We start from the raw sequence: 25,985 nt of genomic DNA on the forward strand, positions 1-25,985 counted from the left end.
CGATGACATCGTCCAGTACTTCGCCGTTGCTCATAAGCGTCAGGGTTGGCAGCTTCGCGCCCGGTGTCACACCGACCGCTTCATCAAACACAACAGTCAGGGTGACTTTATCGCCAGGCAGGTAGTTGCCGCTGACAACATCTACAGAGGCTACGCGGGGAGAAACAAGATCATCAGAGGTGATGGCCTGGCTAACGATGGCTACTTCGTTATTGCCTGACACATAGATTGACTCATTGACACCCGATGTCACCTTCGTGACAACCGCTTCGCCGACGCTGTCTGTCAACGACGCGCCATCAAGGAACAGACCGTTGACGGTCAGTCCGGTAATCGAAAAGTCATTCGGCGCCACGGTGTACGCAAACACCAGGGCATCATCTCCCGCCAACGCAGAGCGTGCGACATCCAGTTGGGCATTCGCACCGTTTGACAGCGCCAGGAATGGTGCGCTGCCTCCTGACGCGTTGAGCGTGACAGTGTCACTAAACCCAGCCGTGATATAGACCGTCTCGCCGACCCCGGTTGAGAGACGACTTGCATTGAATTGAGAGATTACCGTAGCCATTTTGTTTCCCCTTGCGAAGCTTAGCTTCGACAATTAATTGGGCCTAAATGTCACAACCGTGACAAATTAGACATACATCCATCGTGCATGAAAACAATTTATGTCATAAGTGTCAATAACAAATTGACAGAATAGTCTCAACTAATTATCGGACCTTAAAGTCCCTGGGCAAACGACTTCTCTTCTACAATGCAGATGGCAGAGATGAGCCGAACGGTCATTTACTGCCAGTTATATTGCCAAATACCTGAGTCATCACTGGTATTCGTCTCGGTCTGCACTGTCCTCACTACCAAATCTAGTTGCTCGTCCAAATTTTGTGCGTTGTACAGATCAGAAATTTGCACGCTTACTTTCGTCTGATGGGCCGTAATCTCTTCTTCCTTGAGCGACCTTGTCTCGACCACAACACCATCGATGATTAGCTCTACAATATCGCCTTCTTCCAAACCTTCATCCAGAGCAATAATTGCTTCAATTGTGTCTCCTAGGACAGGCTCACCGAGCTCGTTCTCGTACTGATCTCTTACGATTAAATCTGTTACATACGCTTCGTGCTGCAACATTTGTCGTAGGGTTTGTTGAGACTTCACTTGATGATCTGAGGCAATAAGCTCCGCTAGTGCATCTTGTGCTTGAGACTCGTTTAGAGCTTGTCCTGCGAGCAAAGATAATTCATCGGCAGTCAACTCAACGCCAGTTGCCTTTTGGGAATCGTATTCAACCTTAGTTGCGAACCCGTCCAAAGCATAGAGATCCTCAACAGCAGATTCCAATGCTGCAAACAATGTGGGATCACTTGCAACGGATGGATTATTGTCAGCAACCGACAGTATCCAGCTCTCTGTAAAGACGATCTCCGCTACCGCATCATAATCAAGTGTAATACCAGCATCTATTGCCGCTTTAACGCCTGCGTTGATGCGATCGATATTGCTGATCGTCACACCCTCAATACCAGCCTGCTGATAGGTCAGCAAGGTCGGAGCGGTCGAGTCGTAATCAAAGTCGGTTGCGCTCGAAATGGGCTCAACCACAAACCGTATCTCGTCTAGATTGATATTAGAGTTGTCGCTATTGTCGGTCTTTTGGGAAGCCGATATAGACAACCTAAAACCTGAGTAAGCCTTATTACTGGCCACTGCGAAGCGCTCAATGCTGCTGAGCGTGTTATCCGTAAAGGACTGAATAAACTCCCACTGCCCACTAGTCGCATTCCAGCCTTCAAGGTCGAAAGCAGCAGGTAAACGACTTGGGAAAGCATCACGAACATCGAGTTCTATCTGTCGAACAATGCCCCGATAGTTGGGGTCATTGCTTACCCAAGAGACTTGCTCTGGATTAGCTTGTGATAAGGCGTGATTATTGGCCCAGTACGTCGATGTGTTTCGGTCGAATGCATTGGCAACCTTGTGGGTTGAGTTGTCCCACTGGCTCGTTACGCTAAAATTACCACCGGTACCGTTAGTGGGCACGAACAGGGCACCCTCACCTTGGAAAATTTGGCTCGTGCCGTCGAAGTTTTCAGTGAGGTCGGTAAACGCATTGATCTGTGCCTGAACGCCAGCAGCCACCGCGTCAGTTACCGACAGTCCATCGGCCTGGCTCGATGCAAGAGCTTCCAGTACAGCAAACAGATTTGCGCCATTAACATCAGTGAACCCGGCCTCTACCAATTCAGCAGCGGTAGGTGCCTCCACATTGGCGCCAGCTTTCAGAGCATATTGCTCGATACCCAGGCTAATCGCTTGGGCGCGAGCCTCAGCTAAAACAGCTGTGCGATCTGTTAGATCAAGTGTTGGGTGTTCGAGCAGCGCCAACAAAATATCACCACTGGTCTCCGCCGTAACCATAGGCAACTCCAGCGCGGTGAACAAACTACTGTCGACCACAACGTCATATACGTTGAATTGAAGCTCGTCTAAATTTACTTTTGAGCTACTGTGACTGCTGTTTGCACTCGTTATGTTGAGGCGGTACCCAACAAATGCTTGACGCGCAACATCGGAATCAACTGAAAATGTTTTGTCGCTACTAGTAGATGTATTGAAGTAGGTTTGGATATCTACCCATGATCCCGTAAGCGGATCAAGACCTTGTAGCGTAAAGTCTCTCGGCGTGCGGTCAGTTGATCCTGACTCCTCACGGTATTCGTAGCTGAAAGATTGAATACGCGTCCATCTCGTGACGTCACCCTGATACCCTAATAGAAGTGGATTGCTGGAAGTTAAACTCCCATCGTCTGCAAAGTATGTAGCGCCGCTATCATCAAAGAGACGCCATGCGGGATAGGACGCCGCCTGATATGGGTTGTTTTCAATAACACCACTAACATCACCACTGAGCCTTGGCACATACTCCCTTAGATTTCCAACAGTAGTAAGAGCCATAGCGAGCGATCGATCAGCACCGAATTCGGCTTTTTCAGACAACAGGTTCATCAATGCACTGGGCTGGAGTACCTGCTGTGATACGAAGGCGGTCATGGCAGCGATATCCGTTAAATCGCTGCTGGTCGCCGCGTCTCGCCACTGCTGGTCAAGATAAGAGCGGCTAACCTCGCCAATGTCGTTAAAGCCAAGCTCCAAGTAGAAATCAGCAGTTAGGGTTTCGTTGTTGTTGTTAACAACGCGATTGATTTCACTAATTAGGAAATCCTCTCGCGCCGCATCCACGGCCTGCTGCAACGCCGTATTGGAACTAAACAAGGTAGCGTCGCTCGCCTGCGCGGTGACCAGCGCCGCCGAGATAAAGGCCGCGTTGTAAGCATTTATGCCCTGAATTCCCGCCTCGTCGAAAAGGTCCGCGCCCTTGGTGTTGAACCACAACTCATTGATAACGGTGATACCATCGTCGGGCGCTTGTAGATAGAGACGGAATCCGCTGTAAGCCTTATCACTATCTACATCAATAGTTTGCGTTCCCGCATTCGTACTATGAGCGTCACTGTAATGAATGTTCTCCCATCGCTGCCATGTGGCGTTATAGCCTTGTATCCAGAAGCCTGTCGTTATTTCCCCGGTAGTACGTAAATTAATGCTCACGCTGTCTAACACGCGAGGACCGATCAACTGATAGATATCGTAGATGCCAATTATGCCCTCCGGCTCCCCCGCATACACGTCGGCAACATTGTAATCACTGGCATATCCATTTCCGGCGCCGCTTTCAGTACCATCAAAGATTTCATAATGGGCATCCCAACCCGGACCCCACCAAGATTTAGCAAACACAAACCCGTCTACTAACGGGCTAGAGGCCGTCATATTATTTTCAACAAATGTGCCGTCCGCTAGCGCTTTTTGATAGTTGTCAGTGTCGGCTGAGATCGCGTTAACAAAATCAAACAGCGCTTCAAACTGATGGTTCTGATGATCAATGAGCTCTTGAATCTCTGATAAGCGCAGCGCTGCTCCGCGTGGGTCATTCAGGAGTAGCGTATTAATTCGGTCGATATTGTTCGCGTTCACACCAACAAGACCCGCGTCCGCGTAAACGCTTGGGTCTGTTACGGCACTTTCGTGCCGAATCATTGATTGGAGCGCCGCTTCGTGTGCCAACACATCATCAACTATCGGCTTCAACGTCGCGTGACTGATTACCGCTGGTTTTATCTCTGATGCCAAACGAACGTTCATCGCTTGTACGGCTGTATCTGTTATGTTGCCGAAACCGAGGTCCCTGTAGTCCGAAAGCGTTAACGTGGTGGCAACGCTCTGAGTTATGTACTCCACCTCCGATACGCCAAAATCTACCTGATCGTATTCGGACAGATCACCAATATGATCGAGCATTTCCAGTCTGAAACCGTTATATGGCGTACTAGATTCAATATTGAAACTCATTGGCCACTGCAAAGTGTTTGGACCTTGCAAATAGGCGACTAACTCCCACTCATCACTCTCTGGATTGTAGCCCCACACGTTAAATTCTTCCGGCGCACCATTGCGCCAGTTAGCGTTAGATGAGTTTGGCCAAATTCTTACCTCTTTTAGAATCTCTGCCGGCTTAGACTGATCCCAACCACGTGAATCACCGCCCAAACTCAGTACAGCGAAACCAGCATTATCCTCGGAGAACCAGCCACGTGCATCAGCGGTGTCATCTATCGCCTTTTCGCCATCGAATGCTGTGTAGACGTATGTCGTAGAGTTGTAAGAAGCAGTAGCTACAGCGCCCTGCCCGTCAGCTGTTAACGGCGCGTCAAGGAAGTTAGCTTCGCTGCCCTCAACGCCGACACTGTATGCGTTGCGATCAAGATAATCAGAAGCCTTCGCTGCGGCGTCGAAGTATCTCCCGACGGCCACTTCCATAACCCGCAAGGCATGGCTTACGTCAACTAGATTACCTGTATCACGCAGTGCCACATCGATAGCTGCCGCTACCGATGCGTCGATCGGCGCTTCAAAATCTATGTCTAGGTCAGCCAGCAGAACCGCAAATGCTTGATATTCGGACAGCGTCAGTTTCTGACTGTCATCACCTGCGGCAAACAGTGAGGCTTGATCAAAATAAGCCTCAAGCTGCGCAAGGTTCGTGTGAACAGTTTGCAGGTAAGCGTAGCGCTCCATGGTAGTGGTCAGGGCTGCACCACTCGCTTTTTCTACGAGATCACTAAAAATAGCGGCTTGAGCAGACGACAGTCCCTCAAAGCCCAGTGCGGCAAGTTGCGTCTCGTTAACGTCAAATGTTGCCGGCTTGGTGTAGAACAAAAGTTCGTCTAGGTTAATCCAGCCATCGGCATCGTTAGAACTATCAATACGGATGGCGAACCCTGTATACGCTTTTGCAGGATTGTTTACGTCATAATCAATATCAATGCTCACACCACTGCCACTGTCGCTTGCTGTATTTGTGAGATTTTCTCTAATCAGCTCCCAGTCACTGCCCGTCCAACCCAGTAGATCAAACTGGTTGGGAACTCTCGCGCCATAAGTTGCTCTTGCATCAAATACAACACGGGTGAGTACCTGCGCGCTCGATAAATCCTCGCTTCGCCAACCGATGAATTCGGGTTTTCCAGCACCGCTATGCCAGCCTACTCCGGTAGTGGTAGCAGACGTTGAATACTGTTTATCAAAGACATTGTTTGCGCCCCAGGTAGTTGCATATTTCGTGTAGTCAGAACCATTGTTTCCATAAAGTGGACCCGTCGCATCGAAGACCAGTCCTGCCTTCGCCTCATTACTGAGGTCGTAGTCAGGAACGAAATCTACTTCTGTGGCCGCAGTATCGACACCACCTGCCGACAAGTGCGCTTCAAATCGCGCAATCTGTGCATGAAACGCTGCAGCTGCAGTGCCCAACACGGACACGACTTCAGCATAGCTCGATCCGGTGTCGCTATCACCCAATATCGCTAACAAGCCATTGAGATTAATATCATCTTCGGCAATCCAATCCTCAAAGCCAAAAGCGACGAGGTCGGCGCGGGTCCATGCGGCGCTTGCGTCTCCACCTTGCCAGGCCTCGAGTTTGGCAACCCGCGCCTCAGCGTCTGATACGCGTGTCTGCAAAGTGGTCAGTGTTGGCGTGACAGTATCGGCCGCACCCGCAGTGCGCAGGTAAGCACTCACGTAATCCAGATTAGCCTCAGTCACGCCGTTAATGCCGGCAAGCGCATACGCTTCAACTGTCGCGGTCTGCTTTACGATGAAGCGGAGTTCGGTCAAATTGAGACTGTTCGTCTCGCTCGCACTACTCATTAAATCTTCTGAATAGAGCCGGAAACCACTGTAACTCTGACCTCGGTTTTGAATAGCAACCGCAAATGACAGCTCACCAGACGTCAGGGTGTCGTTATCGAAGCGCTCGATGATTTCCCAGGTCGCTCCGCCGTCATTTGTGCCTTCAAAGAGGAAGTTATTGGGGATACGCGCTCCAAAACTCGATCTGCCAACCCATTCAATAGCAGTGGGAATACCCGCAAGCAAACCTGTTGGATCAACAAACGCCACCCACTGATCTGCAGACCAACCGTTTGTATCCGAGTGGTAAAGTGTGCTTGTATTATCATCAAACGCGTTAACCGCACCTCTTGAGTCGTAGGTTGTCCGCACACTCGCTCCGAATACATAGGCCTCATTACCCGCCGCATCGAGATCGGGGACGAAATCACCCGTATTGAGTGCCGCATCAGAGACCACGTGGAGCCTTGCCAAGGCCGTGGCTTTGAGTTGCTCCGCAACCAGCAGTTGCGTTTCAAGATCCGCCATGGAGGTAATAGCGCCAGCGCTCAGATCGTCTAACGTGCTGATTAATGACGCGTAATCAGTCGCCTCGTAGGTTGATAGACCCAGAAGTTCCAGCTCGGCATTGGTCGGCTGGCTAATACCTGCATCGACAAAGGCCTTAACCTTATCGAACACCACTGCAATCTCGTCAGCCGCGTGCTGCATTTGCGCTGTCTGCGTAACACTTGTGAGTTGCGCAAGCTTTTGCACTACCGCAGCCGCCGTGGCCGCATCGGCAACGCCCTGAATACCCGCCTGCTGTAAATCAGTGAGCGTCAATGACGCGGTCTGATTGGTTGCAATAGCCGTGATGATTGTCTGGCTAGCGGTGTTCACCTCGTCGACGATGGCTTGAAGTTCACCACCGGCGACGTAGTCAGTTGAGAATGTGGTAAGTAAGCGCTGCTGATAACCCAGTAACAGATCTGCGTCCACATTCTGGATATTGAGCGCCGTGAGGTCACTCACACTAAAGCCTTCCGACGCCGTCACCCGATCGACAATGAGATTAAGTTCAGCCATGGCAGCGTCACCCGACGCCGCGGCAGAGGCACTGACAGTCAGCGCGTCATAGGCAAGGTCTTTGGCGAGCGTGTTATTGGCTGAAAAAACGGATGCAGGCGCCGCGTTGAACGTCACGTCGTAGGCCGTCATCGATATTTCATCAAAGCCCACATGGGTGTCGTGTGACTGATCGTTGGGGATGGAAATGCGGTAGCTCGAGTACAATCCGGGCTCATCAACCACAAAGGTCTTGGTCTCGCGCGGATCCCAGTCACGTGTGGCAGATGTAAATTGTGCTCCGGAGTTAGCGGTTACGACGTCACTACCCGCAACAGCATTGTAGATTTCACCCTCATAGAGCGGCAGATAGGCGACCAAATCACTATCAGTCAGTGTGGGTGCCGCCAACATACTGGCCTGAACTTCTTGCTGTGTAAGCTCACGGTTCCAAACAGCTGCCTCGCCAATGTAGCCGTCAAACGCAGGGTCTTGGGACCAGTTTGAGTCGCCAATAAAGTTACTGGTACGAGTCGTTTGGTCAGGTACTTGGGTAGCAAAGGTATGGAACACCTCACCGTTTAAATAGACCGTAGCTGCACCAGCATCCGAGATGCTGAAAGTTATGTGTTGCCAGCCGCTATTAGGGATACTTGAGGGACTTGTGCTCGTTGACGAAGTCGAGCCATCAAAGGCACTCATGTAAAGCTTATTGTTTGTGTTAAAGCCTAAAATGAGATTGGAGTTGGCCGCACCGTTCCCTAAATCAAAAATCCGCGACATAGCTGATTGCGTGTTGCCATCTAGGTTTACCCAAGCCTGCAACGTTACAGCGCCACCCAAGGTAATATCACCTAAGTCTATGGCGCCGTTGTTAAAATCCACTGCACCATTTTGCGCAATCAGCGATTCAGTACCCGTTAACGTCTGGGTATCCGAGTACTCACTTAAATATTGAGATCCATTAATGGGTGTAGCAGACCCCATGCTGGAGTTTGTGGCATGGTTTTCAAGCGTGCCGTCATAGGCCTTTAGGTAATATTCAAGACCCGCCTCATCACCATTCAACGGCGACAGCAAGCTTGCATCGATCTCGCTTTGCGTGAGCGCCTTATCCCAAATACGTACCTCACCCACTTTCATGGTGGGGTAACCATTTGGCCAATTCGATTTGCCAATGAAATTGCTTGTCAGTGTGGTGTTAGAGAAGGTGTGCAGCTGTCCCGCCGTCAGACCTGCACCAGTGCTTTGATTAACGGTCGCGATCTCGGTACCGTCGATATAAATGTGGGGTGTTTTATCGTCTTCCAAACTGACTGTAACTTGATGCCACCCGGTGTTAGGTAAAACACCTGCTTGAGTGTAAACACGTGCCTGCGTACCACCACTAATATTTGTGGTAAATCTCAGACCATTGCTGCCATCAAATGCAAGCAAAACATTGGTGTTATTCTCACCTAAGCCAAAGTCAAAAATTCGGGACCATTCATCAGGTGTTGTTCCTTCCAGATTAACCCAGAATTGCATGGTGAAATCACCATCCATGGTGATGTCAGGTACATCGATGTACTGACTGCTACCGCTTTGCAGCTCAAAGCTGCCGCTTTGATCAATCAGCTCCGACATATTGGTGGGTGTCGCTAAATTCTGCCCACCCACATCAAGATCGACCCAATTTGCACCATCAAAACCTTGGAGTACAAAAGCACCCGGACCACGCGCGGGCATTGCTACGCCGGTAATGGAGAACTCAGTAACCAGTTTTTCGCTGGGCAAATCAACTTGCCACCACTCGACACCATCTTGGGTAACAGCCCAAGAGTTTTGATTGTTACTAGCCGTAGCGACGACATCGTCTAGCGCATCGTAGGCACGATAGTAGAAACCCGCATCATTAGAAGAAGAAGACGTCACGCCATCTACCGTATTGGTGGTGGCACCTGCCGGCATGAGATCGACTGTAGATCGTGTGAACGTTGCCAGGTCATACCAAATAGAGGCGTCGGCGGTGTAGTCGAGGCGTCCCTTCACCACGAACTCTTCAGGCAGGGTCGCCACTACATCGCTGTTGAATGCCGCTTTTAAACTCTCAAAGCGCAAACGTGTATTGCCGCTGGCTTCGGCGCCTAGCGTGATCTCGCTGCTCAGCACTTCGCCGCTGTCTTGATTTGTTATGCCGTCAACCAGACCGGTCGTAGCTGATACGCCACTGATCAAATCGGTTGAGGCGGCAAGGACAGTATTATCAAATAGCGCGTTGTCGTCACCACCGCTTTCGGCAGTGAAAACAGTGATCGGATCATTGGCGAAAGTATTAATCCGCGTATCAAGCTCACCGCGGTAATCACTTACACCGCTGGTCACAATGGATTGCAACTCACTGCAGGTGTCTTTCAACGCCGCATCGGTCTGGGCTTCCAAACGCGCAACAACAAACTCAAGGTTATAGGTGTCAACTCCTTCAAGGCCGGCAGCCACAAAGTCATCCACCGTTAAGGCTGTGTCACCGTCTTCATAATCGGTTAGTAACTGTATCGCAGCGTCAGCCAAACCCACTGCCGCCTGTAAGCCAGCTGCATCAGTTGGCTGGGTACGTGCAATTTGCTCTACGACCGCTGCATAGTTATCAGTTGATACGCCTAGTAAGCCGGCGGTATTTAGGTCCTCTAAAGAGGCAGTAACGTAGCTATTATCAATCGGGGTCTTGGTATTAAACGTAAGCTGGTTAATATTAATGTAACCATCAGACCCAGAATTTTCTTGGTTGGCCGTTGTATCGATAACCAAGCGGAACCCTGAGTAAAGCTTTTCCTCTGGAAAGTCGTAGGCGTCATAGGGTTTGTTTAAGAGCTGTTCTCTCGTAACGGAAAAACCGCCTTGGGTTGTGTTGGTGAAGCTCCCAATCGGTTCCCAGTTCGAGGTATCGGGATTGTATCCCTCAACAGCGAATTCACCCGGCACGCGACCACCCAGGCCAGCACGTGCGATAACCGTTACGGATTGGAATGCGCCAAGATTTGTGGCTGTTGTTGCGGGATCCTTCCAACCCAAAATGGCTGAGTTGGACCCATTCAAAGCGCCTTCACTGTGAGCACCATTGCTGTCGCCTGTACCTGTGCTGCTATCAAAGGCCTTATAAGCGTCATAATTATTAGGTTCGTGCCAATTGAAAAAAGTCTCAACGATACCTGCAGCGTCTTGATCGCTGTTATTATCGATCTGGGGCACGAAGGACGATGTCGTGCTGGAAAGCTCACTAAAGCTTTGTGCGTCGGCAGCAATGGCTAGTGTGTACGTTAGGGCATCCGAAGCCGCTACCAGACCGGGATCCACAACCGCCTGTATTTCGCTGACGCTGTTAAGGACGAGCGCACTATCGAACTTCACTTCGTTGTTGACGGCATAGAGTGTTGTTGGTGTGACGCCGGTGATACCTGCGGCGGCGTAGTCATCGACGGTGAGCTCGCGACCCAAGGTGCCGTTGTTGTAGGCCTCGATAGCGGCAATGGCGGCATCGGCTTTAGCCAGTAAGTAGTTTAGGTCGAGCACCCGGTTGGCATCACCCTCAGCGGCCAAGGCCACCTGGGCATTGACGGCTTTCAGGTTATCGATGCCGTTGGCCACATCATCGCTGATGCCTGTGGCAAGGCCGACCGCGGCGTATTCCGCCACCGTAAAGCCTACCTGCGGATCGGCTGGTGTATTCGCTTCAAAGGCTGCCAATTTGGTATTGGCCGAGGCAACCGCGACTTCAATGTCACTGACGGTATGCGTAGTCGTGATATTGGTATTCAGCGCTTTAAGCTGGGTATTAACCGCCACCAGATTGTCTTCAGTAACGCCCGTCACCTGCGCCAGCGTGTAATCTTCCACTGTGGGTGCGGTTGAACCGCCATCGGCGTAGGCTTCGATGATTGCCAATGCCGCGGTTTGGGCATCCAAGCCCTGCCCTGCTGTTTCCAGCTCAGTCTCAAGTTCACCCACGACCGTGGCAACGTTACTCGTAGTCACTGCCGTGAAGGTGCTTCCTTCAACGACCTTGTTCACCGCATAGAGGTTGTCGGCATCAATGCCGTTACTAGTGCGGAACTGGGCACCCGATAGGAGATAGTCATCTAGGCTCGGTTGTGCGGCACGCAATGTGGCTGCAGCGCCATAGGCACCCCAGTCTTTCCACTCAATGTGCAGCACCTCGCCATCAGCACGCACACTAAAGGCTAGATCATCATAACCCGTTACGCTCTCTAGGGCCGCAACCAAGGTCGCTGCATCAGCCGTTGCTAGAGCTTCAGTGACCAAGGTGTCACTGCCAACACGCAGGGTGAAGCTGTCGGTGGCCAATAGCCCCGTCAGATCCATGCTCAGGTGGCGCGGGGTGGCATCGTTGAGGCTACCATTTGCGTTGATTGTGCTATCGCCTGCATCCACGACCGTGCCACTGGCAACCGGAGTGCTGTAGGCCACGATCTTCTCAAGCGCAGCTTTCTGAACCGCCAAGCCCGCATCCACAACCGCCTGCAACTTGGCGGTGGTATCGGCATCATCACGCTCAGCCGCAATCAGCTCACGCTGTACCGCCTCAAAGTTATCGCCGGTGACTTCTAGGAAGGTCGCGTAGTTGTATGTATCTACATCTGGAATCTGCTCTGCGGCCACTTCATCAGCAGCGTAGTTCGCTAAGATTTCGAGTGCGTTGATCACGTTGTTTACCAACGACTTCAGTTCGTCATAACTATCAATAGAGCTCAGGTTGGTATCGCTGCCTTTGTTCATCAGCGCGATACGGATCGCTGCGATGTTATCGGCAGTAGCGCCACTGATTCCTAGGCCGTTCAGCTGTTCAAAGGTAACACCGTTGGTAGCCGGATCTGTTCCATCGGCAAGTACCGCTGTATCCAGCACCGCTTTGATGTTATCCGCGATAGTTTGTAGCTCAGTGACTGTATCGACATCGTCATTCGATTGAATATCGATAATGTCCCCCAGAATACTGATCTGAGCTGTTTTGATCACGGCATCATCGCTGAGCGTTACATCCAGGTTGGTGTAATCCGTTTCAGCAATTGTTGATGTGTCGTTATCGGTCGCATCAGCAGCTGTCAGAATAAGGTTGTAGCTATTAACAACCGCCTGAACCTTAGCCTGAATGTCGCTAGATACTGTGACGCTAGACTGCGCTAAGACATCCAGTACAGATGCCAAATTAGTGCTGTCCACACCTGTTACAAAAATCGCTTCGAAGTCAGCAACGGTTGGGATCAGTGCAGCATCTGTAGGGGTAGGAACAGATTCAGCAAAGTTCACAAGTTTGTTGGCTGCGGTGGCAACGTCTGTAACAAGTGTGGTCAGTTTGGTGAGGCGGTTTACGCCTGAATAATCGTTCGCTGTATTGGCAATCGCTAGGCGGATTAAGCCTAGGTTCTCTGCATTTACAGAGTCGCTCGCTGCACCATTAGCGGTCAGCGTGCGCGGTGAATTTGTATCGTTAGTGAAACCGAGAGTTTCAAGCTCAGTAGCTGTCAGCGCATTGGTGTCATCAAAGGTTGCTGTTGTTTCAAGCGCGGCGTTCACCAACACTTTAGATGCCACATCTGCGAATGTTTGAATTTCAGCTACGGTTGCCTGAGCAGTAGTATCCGCCACGATTAGATCGTTCAGAAGCGCAACTTCAGCATCGGTGTCCATATCATTGATACCAATCAGCGCAATTTCTGCCTGTGTTAGTTTGGCTGCAGAGGCATCCCCAGCCAGCGCAACAACTTTGGCTGCGATATCAACAAGCTTCTGAACCTTTTCCAGTGTGTTGACTTCGCTTGATGCAACAGCGCTATCTAGGATGCTATTGATCAGCGCAATGTTATCACTGGCTGTTCCAGAATCATCAGCACCCTCAACACCCATCGCTTCAAGTTGAGCGACGGTCACTGAATCTGAATCATTCGCGTCCGCTTCTGCTTTAACTGCTTCTAGGGCGTTCACAGCACCGTCAACCAGCGCCTGGACTTTGGCAAGCGTATCGACGGTATCGTAATCGGTGCCAATACCTGTATCTTTCAGGACCTTCTGAATTGCGCTAAGGTTATCGTCAGTTACCGAGGGTGTTGCCACGTCAGCATCGGCGTTGTCGAGATCAAAGCCCAATAAGCCCAGCTGAGCTTTGGTAATCGCGGGCGTTTTGCCTTCAACGGTATCGATCAGAGCCGTCACCGCTTTGCGGATACCCACCACCTCATTAATACGATCAACCCGAGTGTTATCCGTAAAGCTCGAGATCACCTCGTTGAGTACAGTTACCTCGGCTGCAGCACGCGCTGTGGTCGTGCTAAAACCTGTCACACCAATCGACTCATACTCCGACTGCGTTAACGCTGCCGCCGCGCCGCCTGAGGTCGCCGCCGTCAGAACACTCTTGTACAACGTAATCAGCGTGCGCAATGTCGCCGTGTTACTGACCGTTGCTCCCGTCACCTCCGTCGTATTGAGCAGCGAGTTGATTGCAGCAAGATTAGACGACGTCACATCATCAGCGGTCGAGGCATCCAGGCCGTTAATCGTGTCCCATTGGGCTAACGTCGGGTAACTGGTGGTCGCGGTATTGAGTTCCGCGGCCTTCTCAATCTCCGAGAGGTTGTCTAGGTTGGCAACAATGTCAGCTTTGACCTTCGCAAAATGATCAACGGTTGCGTAGTTAAGATCACCATTGCCCTTTAAATACGTGATGACACCGGCATAGTTCGTATCATCAACAAGGCTCAAGCCAAGCAGATTAAGTTGCGCCCGCGTGACATCACCCCCGGCCGCAGTGGATGAACCATCATCGACAGTGTTGGTCGCCAAGAGCGCTTCAACGGCATCAGCCAACGACTGTAATGCCGCAATATCACCGACATCCGTGAGGTTACGCTCGTCAATCAGATGACTCAAAAATGAGGCCGCCGCATTAGACAACCCAGTTATGCCTAACGCTGCAAAGTCGCTTGCCGTCGCTAACTGAATATCATCGTCAATACCAACAAAACCGTCTAAGTCATCATCACTGTTGTAAACCGTGTAACTGACCTCATCTATCAACAGTTCGAAGTTTAATAACTCTAGTTCGTTACCGTTTCCTGTAGCGGTCACGTTGAACCTGTACTGCTGGTATGCATCTGTTGTTGCACTTGGAAAAAGATATGTGTGGCTCGTGTTCTGAGTTTCTTGCGAGTCAGTCTGCGTATCTAGAATAGTCCACGTCAAACTATCGTTTGAACCTTCAAGTGTCCAAGATTTAGGGTATCCGGCATTTGTAGATTTAAGCGTATATCCAGAGAGTTGATACGCCTTATCCGCATCAATAATAAGGACATTAGTAGGATCGCCATCGGCATTTGCATAACCTGACCCGAGGTCATTATCAAATGCCTCATTAAGTGCCCAGGTACTGCCGAACACACTTTCTGTCGATATGGTAAAGCCATTTTGAGTAATCGATGTTGCCGTACCTGATGGGGTATTTGTTTCAGGAATTATGTCTACTGTCTGTTGCGCGACATCAACACTATCTACGCCTCCATCGGCGAGCGTTTCGACTTTAGCCCAGGCATCGACGATGTCTTGTGTGTCGGTTGCGACGCTGCTTGCGATGCTATCGAGCACACCGCTGGTGGAGAGTGACGAGTTGATCGCAGCTACGTTCGCATCGGTTACTCCAGCCACACCAATAGCGGCGAAATCAGCAGCAGTTGGTGCGTTAGCACCATCATTTGCTGCGGCGTATGCCTGAATCACGTTCGCCGAAGTCGCTGTATCGTTGATCAGCGTTTCAAGAGCGGTGAAATCTAGGATATCTGAGTGATCATCTGCGGTGTTGGCAATTGCTAGACGGATTGAGTCTAGGTTAACTGCACTAATCTCTGTGCCCGATACCGCTGGTGTTGCAGGTGCGGTGGTAAAGCCCAGATATTCTAGGTCGGTAAGTGTTAGCGCTGTCGCTGTTGCATTATCGATACCAACGACATCGCTCTCTTCAGCCAGTGTTAACATCGTTGTTAGTGCGGTTGCCTGGTTCTGAAGATCGGTCACCGTATTAACACGAGTGCTGTCGTTCTTAGCGATGATGTAGCTGTTAACAAGAGCGACTTCATCCGCTGAAGTTACACCGGTGATACCAATGTTGTCGTAATCCTGAGCTTCAGCTTCAACGGTGCCATCATTGGCCATTTTCAGAATTAGATTGTAGCTATCGACGATCGCTTTAATCTGACCGTAGTTCGATACTTTCGCTGTTGTGGTGCTCGCCAGTTCAAGTACGCTGTTGATCGCAGCGTAGTCCGTCACATCAGTCACACCCATATCATTCAGGGTGGTGACATCAACAATCGCTGAGGCATCATTGCTGCCCGCCGCTGTTGAAATCGCATTCATTGCTGCGATTGCATCGTTAACTAGCGTTTTTAGTGAAGCGAGATCTGTCAGCGCACTGAAGTCTGTATCGATCGCAAGATTAACAAGTACCTGCTGAATCGCTGTTAGGTTGTCGTCGGTAACATCCGTAAGCACGTTGCTATCGGCGTTATCAACATCAAAACCGAGTAGTTTCAGCTGTTCCTTGGTGATCTTAGGTGTTTCACCCATCGCGGTGCGAAGGGCTGCCTGTACTGCGTTGTAAAGCGCCTGCGTCTCGGCAACGGTACCAACATCCGCGTTTGCTTTGGTATCCACCAGATCGTTGAAGATCGCGATCGCGGCGCTCTGTTTAGCCGACTCACCGGTTGTCGCTTCCAGGCCTGTTAGACCCATGGCGATTAGGTCATCCGCAGTCATCACATCCGTTGCGTTACCATCGGTACCATCAGCAATCTCGACGAGCTTTTTAACCGCTGCAACGACACTTGATAGCGTCGAGAAGTTACGTGCAATCACGCCATTTACTGGCTGACTATCAAGTGAGCTGTTCAGTGCAGCTACATCTGGAATGTCAGCAGCGTCTATACCTACTGCTGTGTAGTCATCTTCCGTGAGGTTATCAACCGCTGTATTACCTTCCGCTGCATCGCGAAGTTTGAATACAGCAGCAAGACCTGCGTTTACAACACTCTGGATGCCTGATGAGGTGGTCGCGATGCCATCATCGTCCGCTTCACGCTGAATGATCAGCGCGTTGATCATATCGATATCATCGGCGATTAGGCCTGTGATACCAGCTGTTTCGTAATCGTCCAGTGTTGGTACTGGAGCATCCGCTAGCTCGTTTGCGTGGTTCGCAATCTTCAGCAGTGCATCCGTGTACGCCTGTACACCTGCGTTAACGATAGCTGCCGCTGTATCGAAGTCGTAAACAGTGTTGCTGTCTTCCAGTGCAATCAACTTGTTGATGGCTGGAAGCGTCAGTTCGGTTACTGCAGTCAGACCTGCAAGTTTGTAGGTCATTACAGTTGGTTTAGTGTTTGCGCTATCGATGGCGTAGTTCAGCACCACATTCAAGTTGTTGGCCTGAACGGTCGCTGCGTTCGTCGCAACCGTCTGAATTTCAGCTAGCTGATCAACCTGATCAGGTGCTTTCTGTTCTACTAAGTCAACGGCTGCGTACAGCTGTTTCTCAGTAAGACCCGTTACACCCGCTGTGACAAAATCTTCCAGTGTTGGGCGTGCTGTGTGCAGTTCACCCATGTTGCTATGAACACCGAAGTTTTTGAAGGTGATCTCAAGCAGACCACTGCCGTTATCAGCAATAGTGAACGGCGCGAGTGTGTAGGCTGAATCTGCTTGGAAAGCTGTGATCATCTCTGCAACGGTTGGCGCAGAGGCAAAAGCACCTGTCTCAAGCGTTACAGTACCTAGGTGAAGCGTATAGCCATCAGCCGCTGCCAATACACCCGGATCGATAGTCTGAACCGCTTTGGTTGACGCATCGCCCGCTGTCGTTTCAGTGCCTACAACATAGGCATCGGCGTAATCGGAGATCTTCGCCATGGCATCAAGCTGGGCTTGAATACCGTTATTCACGATCGTCTGGATATCACCAACCGTAGTGGTTTCGCCTGTCGCAGAACCTAGGATCACCGCATTCACTGCCACTAGGTTATCTGCAGTCACGTTTAGAATACCTGCCGCCGCGTAATCGTCGGTGCTCAGTGCAGTGTTGCCATTACCCAGATCGGTTGCGCCGTCTGAGTTGTTGAAGGTTTCAATCAGCGCTATGGCATCATTAGCCAGACCAACGATGGTTTGAATGTCAGCGACAGAGTCTTTATTACCTGTGGTGGTCTCAAGACGCATCTGCGCGTTAACGGCCAATAGATTATCGACTGTCACGTTAAGCACACCAGCATCTGCATAGGCTGCTAGCTGCTCTGTCGTTGTAAGAGCGGCTTCACCACCTGAGAGATCATCAAGGGCGTAGGTTTCAACTTGGACATCAGATTCAAGGTAAGCGATGGCATCGTTTGCTGAAGTGACTTTAGCCTGAAGCTCAAGAACTGAGTTTAAGTTTTCCGTTGGTGCGTCTAGTTCAACATCTGCTGTCAGCTGCTTACGGATCTGAGCGTTAACTGCCAACAGGTTATCTTCTGTAACACCTGTGATACCAGCTGCTTCGTATGCTGTGATCTGAGTTGACGCATCCGTTGAATCTGTTGCCGTAAGCGGTGCGATGTCGCTCAAGATGTAAGCCAATGCATCATTTGCATCGGTCACGATATCTTGGATTTCAGAGACAGAATCTGCATCACCATCTACAGCAAGAAGTACCTGCGCGTTTACAGCAAGCAAGTTATCTTCAGATACTCCGGTCACACCCACATCCGAGTAGTCAGTCTCAGCTAGTACCGTTTCTGTATCTGCTGCGAACTCTTCGATCTGTGAAAGTTCAGTATTCGCCTGCGTTACGATCGTTTGAATCTGGTTCACAGTCGCTTTATCGGTTGCCACACGGAACTGTGCGTTAACCGCGAGTAGATTCTCTACAGTGATACCTTGGATACCCGCTGCACTGTATGCGGCTAGCTGGTCTGCCAGTGTGATACCTGTTTCACCCTCAGCGATAGTCTCTGGTGCTGCAGTTTCATCTGCAACAGTTGCTAGGTAAGTGATCGCATCGTTTGCATCAGTCACAAGCGCTTGTAGCTCATCGACGTTATCTTTCAGCGTACCATCTGTTACTAGACGATTCTGTGCGTTAACGGCAAGAAGGTTATCTTCAGATACGCCTGTGATGCCTGCTGCGCCATATGCTGCCAACTGATCTGAAAGCGTGATTATCTCTACGTTCAGTTCAGGCGCAACTGTAGTGCTAAGGTATGTAATTGCATCGTTCGCTAGGCCAACGATGGTTTCGATCTCTGCAACAGCGTCTTTGTTCTCGGCTGTCGTCTCTAGACGCATCTGCGCGTTGACCGCTAGAACATTGTCAGCTGTGACGCTTAGAACACCCGCTTCATGGTAAGCAGTGACCTGCTGTGCCTGAGTAAGGTTTAGGTAGTCCTCTTCAAGCGCAACTGTGCTGTCTAGGTATGCGATCGTATCATTCGCGGCAGTCACCTTAGCCTGGATATCCGCTACGGTATCGAGATTGTCTGTTGCGTTGCTATCCGCAGCAAGCTGCTTGCGGATCTGAGCATTTACGGCCAGCAGGTTATCTTCTGTAACACCGGTGATGCCCGCAGCGTTGTAGGCTTCGATTTGTGCTGTAGCATCTAGTGTTTCTGTAGACGTCAGCGGTGCGATGTCGCTCAGGATGAACGCCAATGCATTGTTCGCCGCATCAACTAGACCGCCGATCTCTTCAACCGAGTCTGCTGCTAGATCTTCAGCACGGACAACCTGTGCATTGACTGCCAATAGATTTTCGTCGGTAACCGTCAGAACGCCTACCGCTTCGTAATCGGTGATTGCAAGTGCATCATCACCTTCGGCGTGCGCTTCGATCTTCGCGAGTGCGGCATCTGCAGTTGTAACAGTCGCTTGAACTTCAGCCACTGTCGCTTGGTTCTCTGTAACACGCATCTGAGCGTTTACAGCGAGAAGGTTGTCTGCTGTCACACCCAGAACACCGGCAGCACTGTATGCTGCTAGCTGAGCCTCTTGTGTAATGTTTTCATAATCGGTTTCAACGGCAACGGTTGTCAGGTAGACAAGCGCTTCGTCAGCCAGTGTGACAAGGTTTTGCAGCTCACTGACACTGTCTTTGCCAGCAATGTCAACCACCAGGCGCACCTGTGCATTGACTGCAAGCAGGTTATCCTCCGTGACATCAGTGACGCCTGCTGCGCTGTAAGCAGCAAGTTGCTCGTCTAGGGTGAGACCTGTCTCACCATCTGCCAGTTCGATAACAGCACGGATCTCTGGGGCAACGGTGGTACGGATGTACTCGATTGCAGCATCTGCAGCTTCAACCAGTGCGGTTAGCTCTTCAAGCGAGTCTTTATCTTCTGATGTCGCCGCTAGACGAACCTGTGCGTTAACTGCCAGTAGGTTATCTTCAGTCACACCTGCAACACCTGCCTGTGCGTATACCGCTTCGGTAGGGTTATTCGCAGCGTCAGCATCCAATGCAGTGTGCGCGCTTAGCGTGTTCAGCGCAGTAAAGACGTTGGTTGCTACGGATTGAAGATCAGCCAATGTTGCAAAGTTGTTGTAGCTCTCAACCGCATCACGTGCGATTACGGTCTGCAGTGCCGTCAGGTTCGCCTCTGTTGCATCAGTTAAGCCAAGTAGGATCAACTGATCAACGGTGATGCCAGTTTCTGTATTAGTTCCGTTTACAACGGTCTCGCGCAAAGCGATTACGGCGTTGCTAAGGGCTTGCAGCTCAGCGGCTGTATCAATACCTTCGCTGCTCTGAACATCCATTAGAGAGTTCAGGAAGCTTGTCGTTAGGTCGTTACTGTCCGTCGTATCAAGATCGTTGATACCCAGAGTGTCATAATCGGTCAGTGATAGCGCATCAACTTCGTTAACTTCACCGCCATCCGCCATGCCGTACAGCACGTTGTAAATAGAGACGAGTGAGTTCAGCTCAGTCTGAAGATCAGTCTCACCAACGACCACATCACTGTCAGCCAGGATCTCGTTCATTGCGCCTAGCGCTGAGATGGTAGTACCGGTGCCTGCGAGTACGACTTCGTAATCAAGCTCAGTCGGTTCACCCAGACCACCGTTGATTACATCCGACGCTGCGACTGGATCTTCAGAGAAGGATTTAATGCGATCTGCTGCGGTAACAACAGCATCAACTAGATGAGTCAGCTCAGTGAGTTCGGCCACATCAGTATCGGCCTTGGTTGCCATAAAGGCGCGTACAGAGGCAAGCTGTGCCTGAGTGACGGTTTGATTTAGTAAGCTCAACTGCTCGACGGTAATCGCATTTTCATCAGTCGCCGCTGTTGAGGCATCTTCAAGATCGACGGTGTAGAGCAGTGCGTTGATCGCATCGGCAATCGCTTCAAGCTCTGCCGTTGAGTCGATCTGATCGACGGTTTTATTGATGAGCAGCGATGTTGCAAAGTTAACTGCACGATCATCGGTGAGCTGTTTTACGCCCAGAACGGCATAATCTTCAGTCGCAGGAGCAACTGCATCAGCGTCCTGAGCATTGAAGCTTAGAAGGCTGTTATACGCGTTGATAATGGTCTGCGTTTCGTTACGCACACCGTCCGCTGTAATCACGATATCGCTATCAGCCAGCACGGAGTTGATGCTATCAACGAGCGCCTCGTCCATGTTGGCAAGACGCAGTTTCTGGTATGTCTCAAGCGTTGGGATCTGATCAGCATTGGCGATTGGATCTTCGCTGTAGAGGCGGATTGCATCCATCGAGCCGTTAAAGTCGTCTACCAAGAACTGCAGCTCGTTGATATCCATCACCGCATAAGAGAGCTCGGTGTTGGTGCTCAGGCCGCCATTAAGTACGGTCACCATATCGTCATTGTCGATACCGGTGATGCCAAGGCGCTCGTAATCGGCAAGAGTTGGCTCTAGATCCACTGACTGTGGATCAACCACAAAGCTAATCAGGTTTTGATAGCTGCCAAGCATCGCTTCAAACAGCGTAATATCACCCACCTGAGCGGCACCGATACCGGTTTGATCCAATACTTTGGCAAATGCCTGCTCAAATACCGGTGAAAAGTCTGGGAAACCCAGCGCTACATAGTGCGCGTGCGTCACATCGTCTGCAGCGGTGTTCTGTTCAGCGGCGATGGTGATCGTATCCAGTGCAGCCAGAGCACTAGAGAGCAGTGCATCGATTTTGGCGATGCTGTCCACATCCGAACCGTCATCGGCGGTCTGAGTCAGCAGGCGGTGTGCCAAGCTAAGGGTGTTTTCGCTGACACCCTGAACGCCGATCAGCTCAAGCTGTTCGATGGTTACGAACGGCTCAACATCAGCTGCGGTGCGTAAAACAGCACGCAGCGCTTGCGCTTTCTCTAGATCGTCTGCAGTAAACTCCTGACCTGAGGCTTCCACATCCTGCATCAGGTCAACGGCATTGGCCGCCTGGTCGATCTCCAGTGCTGCCAGCGGTGTGAATTCCAGTGTTTGGTTGTCGGTGTTTTCAACAATACCGTCCACTAACATCTCGATGGTTGCGCGAGCAGAGCCGGTATCGGTATCTTTTACGGCGAGTGCTGCCAGTGCTTCACCGTAGGCTTCGCCAGCAGAGAGACCGTCGTTCTCGTCGAACTGCTTATCCAGCGTTGTCGTGACGCGAGTGCGGGTAATATCAATGCCTTCAAGGCCAAACAACGCAGCGATCTTGACGTTGTAGTCGAGCTGTTCTGCAGACAACAAGCTGGGTATTTCACCCTCAACATACCCGGCTTTACGCACGGCCAGCTCTGTCAGAGGCGAGACAATCACAGTGATGGGCTTGGATTCAGGTGCTGCTTCATCAACACTGAGCATGGCGCGCAGCGAAGTATCTAGGCTAGTCGACTGCTTGGTAAACTCGTTGATGTAGTCGGTTGAAACAGAAGAGTTGTCACGCACCTCGACCAGCATAGGGCCGCGGTAACCGTTCAACAGTGTGATCAACACCTGACCGTCAGCGGCGTCGGTCTCATAATCAACGCGGTAGTCCTGACCGTCGGTCAGTTCAATACCGGTATCAGTAAATAGATGCACACTCGCATCCGAGCCAATAAAAGGACCCGCCACTGGCGTAATTTGGAAGGCCGTGGTGATCGTATCAACCGGCTGAACCAGCACAGCCGCTTGAGTCAGCGGGTTACCTGAGCGGTCAGCGACAGCCTCAGCAGCGACACTGATCTCGAGCTCACCGCGGAAGTTGTTGTTGGTAGAGAGTTGAATGGTGTAGGTGCGCTCATCAACCTGAGTCAGGCTGCCCTCTACAACGATGGAGTGAGTATCAAAAAGATCGAAGGGTGCAGGCTGAATGAGGTTCTGTTCATCCAAAACTTCGGAGCCATCAGCCGGTTTGATGAATAAAACCGATTCATCAAAGGCTGATGGAGGCTCATCAAAGGTTAGCGTAACGGTGATCGGCTCACCCGGAATCGCTGCAATCTCTGGCTGATCGTCAGTGAGTTCTAGATTGAATCGTTTGGTATCGATCGACAGCGTTGAGTAGTTCAGCGCGCTCGGATCGATATCAACCACAGCGTCATTACCCGCCAGATCAGTGATCTGAGCACCCTGCTCGGCCATGCCCAGTACGCGCAGGTAATCTTTATTGATGTGCTCCTCAGCAACACGGTACTCAAAACGCATGATGCCGTTAGCAAGATCAGAGCGCTCAGCGATATACGCTGCCGTTTGACCGTTACTCAGCGAAAGTACTGGTTCACCGGCGCTGGTATCGACTAGCAGCGCTTCATCAAACTGGATATCAAACGCAACGACCGTATCGATGCCGTAGTAGCCATCGTTGAGGACATCGTTTTCTGAGCCAGCATCTTCAACCAGATTAACCAGCTGCAAGGTCGGTGCGTTGGTGTCTACCGCAACCGGTGACGCATCTGCATTGATCAGTAGGTCTGATCCAAAAGCAGCAACGGCGTTGCCCGCTGCATCAGAGATCAAACCGCCGTTCATGTTGATGCCGCTAACTTCGAGGGCATCAACTGAGTGATCGGTCATTTCGACTTCGTAGCGGAACAGTAGCGTATTGGATGCGGAACCTGACACGTAGGTGGCTACGCCACCGTTGGCCAATTCGAGGGTTGGGCGGCCAGACGCAGTATCAACGTTGACCCATTCGCTGGTCTCCATCTGAATCCAAACGACATTTTCGATTCCGTAACTACCCGCTACTGCGCTAAAACTAACAGCCTGAGGTTCGATACCATCAACGATGACAGTCTCCTGCAGGCGGTTTGTGCTGTTCAGGCTGACGTTGGCACGGTTGTGGGCAACATCGACGAGTTTTGCATCATTTTCGAGGAACGCCAGCACCTGCAGAGGGTTTGCAGAGGCCGCAGGCTCACTAAATTCGTAGTTGAAGGTCCAGGTGTCTGTGCCCGCACCGCTCAGGTAAACAGCCTGTTTACCGTTGTTTAAAAAGAGTGAAGGGGCATGTTCTGGCGCCGATTCGAAGTCGAGCGATTCACTGAATTTAACCGTCAACTGAACGGTATCACCCACCGCATAGGCTCCGGCCTCAGCGTGGATACCTTCGATCTTCGCTTTTACCGTATCGACTGGCTGGAGCAGAACATCCGACGCTTTGTTGGGGTTGCCGGCCTCATCAGTGACAACGCCATCCATCACGCGCACTTTAATCGGCTGGGTGCTATTACGGTCTGGGGTTACAACAAAGCTATATTCGCCTTCAGGACGACCCGAGTTATCCGGTGTCTCCAGGCTTAACTGATCAATGCTACCGCCTTCGACGCTGAGCTTGCTCAGGTCAAAGTCCTGCACCGACTCAGAGAAGTTCACCACCATGCGCACATCGCCATTAACGATGCCGTCCGCATCCGAGCGGATGGTCACGGTTGGGTAAGCGCTATCCAAGGTGTAGTTAGCATCTTGTGACTGACCGAGGCCAAAGTTGCCTGCCAAATCAGAAACTTTGGTGAGATCCAGACTCAGAGTCTGCTCACCGGCTTGCGTGTCTTTCAGCGGAGTGAACGTGCCTGTCCAGGTCACGCCATCTTCACTGCTGAGGTTACTCAGCGCGCCGTTCTCGATGTTGAAGAACTCTGGGCGCAGCTCTTTGATCGCCCCATTAAATTCGATGGTAAGCGTTGCCGCTTCACCCGCGCTCAGATCTGCAGAACCGTTCTCGTCGAGAACGCTGATAGACTCTACTTCTGGTAGCGTCAGATCGATAAAGATGCCGCCTTCAGCCTGCGCGATCGCACCGCCGTTTGGCAGGGTCAGGTCAGCAGATTCACCAGCAACAACGCCGTTGAAAGTCGCGTAATTGGTGCGCAGTTCAGCAATCGCCAGTGCGTCCGACTCAAAATCAGTCGCTTTAACGGCATAGCTGAAGACTAGGCGTGTTGGTGTAGAGGCTGCGGCGTTGTAGGTGGCGATTTCGCCATTGCTCAGTTTCAGCTCTGGGGTACCCAGCGCATCGTTCATCTCAACCGGTTTGTTCCAACCCAGGGCGATATCAATGATCTCGCCTTCGTTGTAGTGACCGGCGTTGGCAGAGATGGTGTTGATGTACGGTGTCGCAGCATCCACCACCACATCCGAGCGGTACGCCAGACGGCTGTTGTCGCTCAGGATCGCCATATTGGCTTCGTTGCCGGAGATGTCCTTAAACACCGAGCCGTTAGTGATCAGTGCATGTACATCTAGATCGGTGGTATCGAAGTCATTTGGCTGAACGGTGTAGCGGAAGTTCAGGAAGCTTGAACCGTCACCATCGACATACTCAGCGACCGCACCGTTACTCAGTGCCAGAATCGGTGAACCGTTGGTGAAGTCGATGTAGACGTTCTCGCTGAACTGAACTGTCAGTTCAACGCTGTCACCTGCTAGGTACAGCGCGTCCTCTGCCGCAGAGATGGTGACAATCGTTGGCGCAACGCCATCAATTTCAACCACTGCATGGTTGGAGAGGTTGGCACCGGGAGTGATGTAAGTCTTAGCGTCGTTACCCGCATTGTCAGTAATGTTGGCACCGTCTTTCACCAGTGCCTGCACATTGAGCGCATCGACCTGATCGTTCTGTACCACGGTGTACTCAAACACCAGCGTGTTGCTCTCGCTACCGCGCACATACTCAGCCACCTGGCCGTTGTTCAGGGCAAGGAACGGTGTGCCGTTCACGGCATCAACATTGACGATCTCATCGTAGGTAACAGCAATCGCGATGGTATCGCCGGCGGTGTAGGAACCGCTCTCGGCATTGATACGGGTAATTTCAGGCGCACGGATATCCCAAGGACGCGCAATCGACTGCTCTGCGTTAAGGTTACCCAGGCTGTCGGTCATCGTGCCTTTACGCAGTGTGACGGTGACGTCACCGGTAGGATTATCCTGTGCTGCCGCGGTAGGCGCGACTTCCAGAGTGTAGACCTGCCCTGCTTGAACTTCAGTAAAGCCACTGGTCACTTTGATGCCGTTGGTCACGACAATGTCGTTCACATCAAAGTCAGTCACTTGCTCACCAAAATCGATGGTGATCAGACGGTTACCGTTGTAGAGCACGCTAGAGCTAAGCTCTGCGACAGGACCCAGGGTATCGATAGAGATCGGGTTAGAGACACTCAGACCCGTACCGGTATTAC

The 25,985-nt window shown here is 51.2% G+C and carries 2 protein-coding genes; both read right to left on the minus strand.

The window, feature by feature from the left end; all coding sequences use genetic code 11:
- On the minus strand, positions 1-568 hold a 568-nt coding region (locus XMG48_RS11860), incomplete at its 3' end, for a hypothetical protein (RefSeq protein ID WP_173482291.1).
- 221 nt (positions 569-789) lie between these two features.
- Complete coding sequence (locus tag XMG48_RS11865) at positions 790-25,905, minus strand: LamG-like jellyroll fold domain-containing protein (RefSeq protein WP_217363856.1); 25,116 nt, start codon at positions 25,903-25,905, stop codon at positions 790-792.
- Positions 25,906-25,985: the final 80 nt, after the last annotated feature.

Origin of the sequence: Marinobacterium sp. xm-g-48 (assembly GCF_013282925.1) — a bacterium.
GTDB lineage: Bacteria > Pseudomonadota > Gammaproteobacteria > Pseudomonadales > Balneatricaceae > Marinobacterium_E.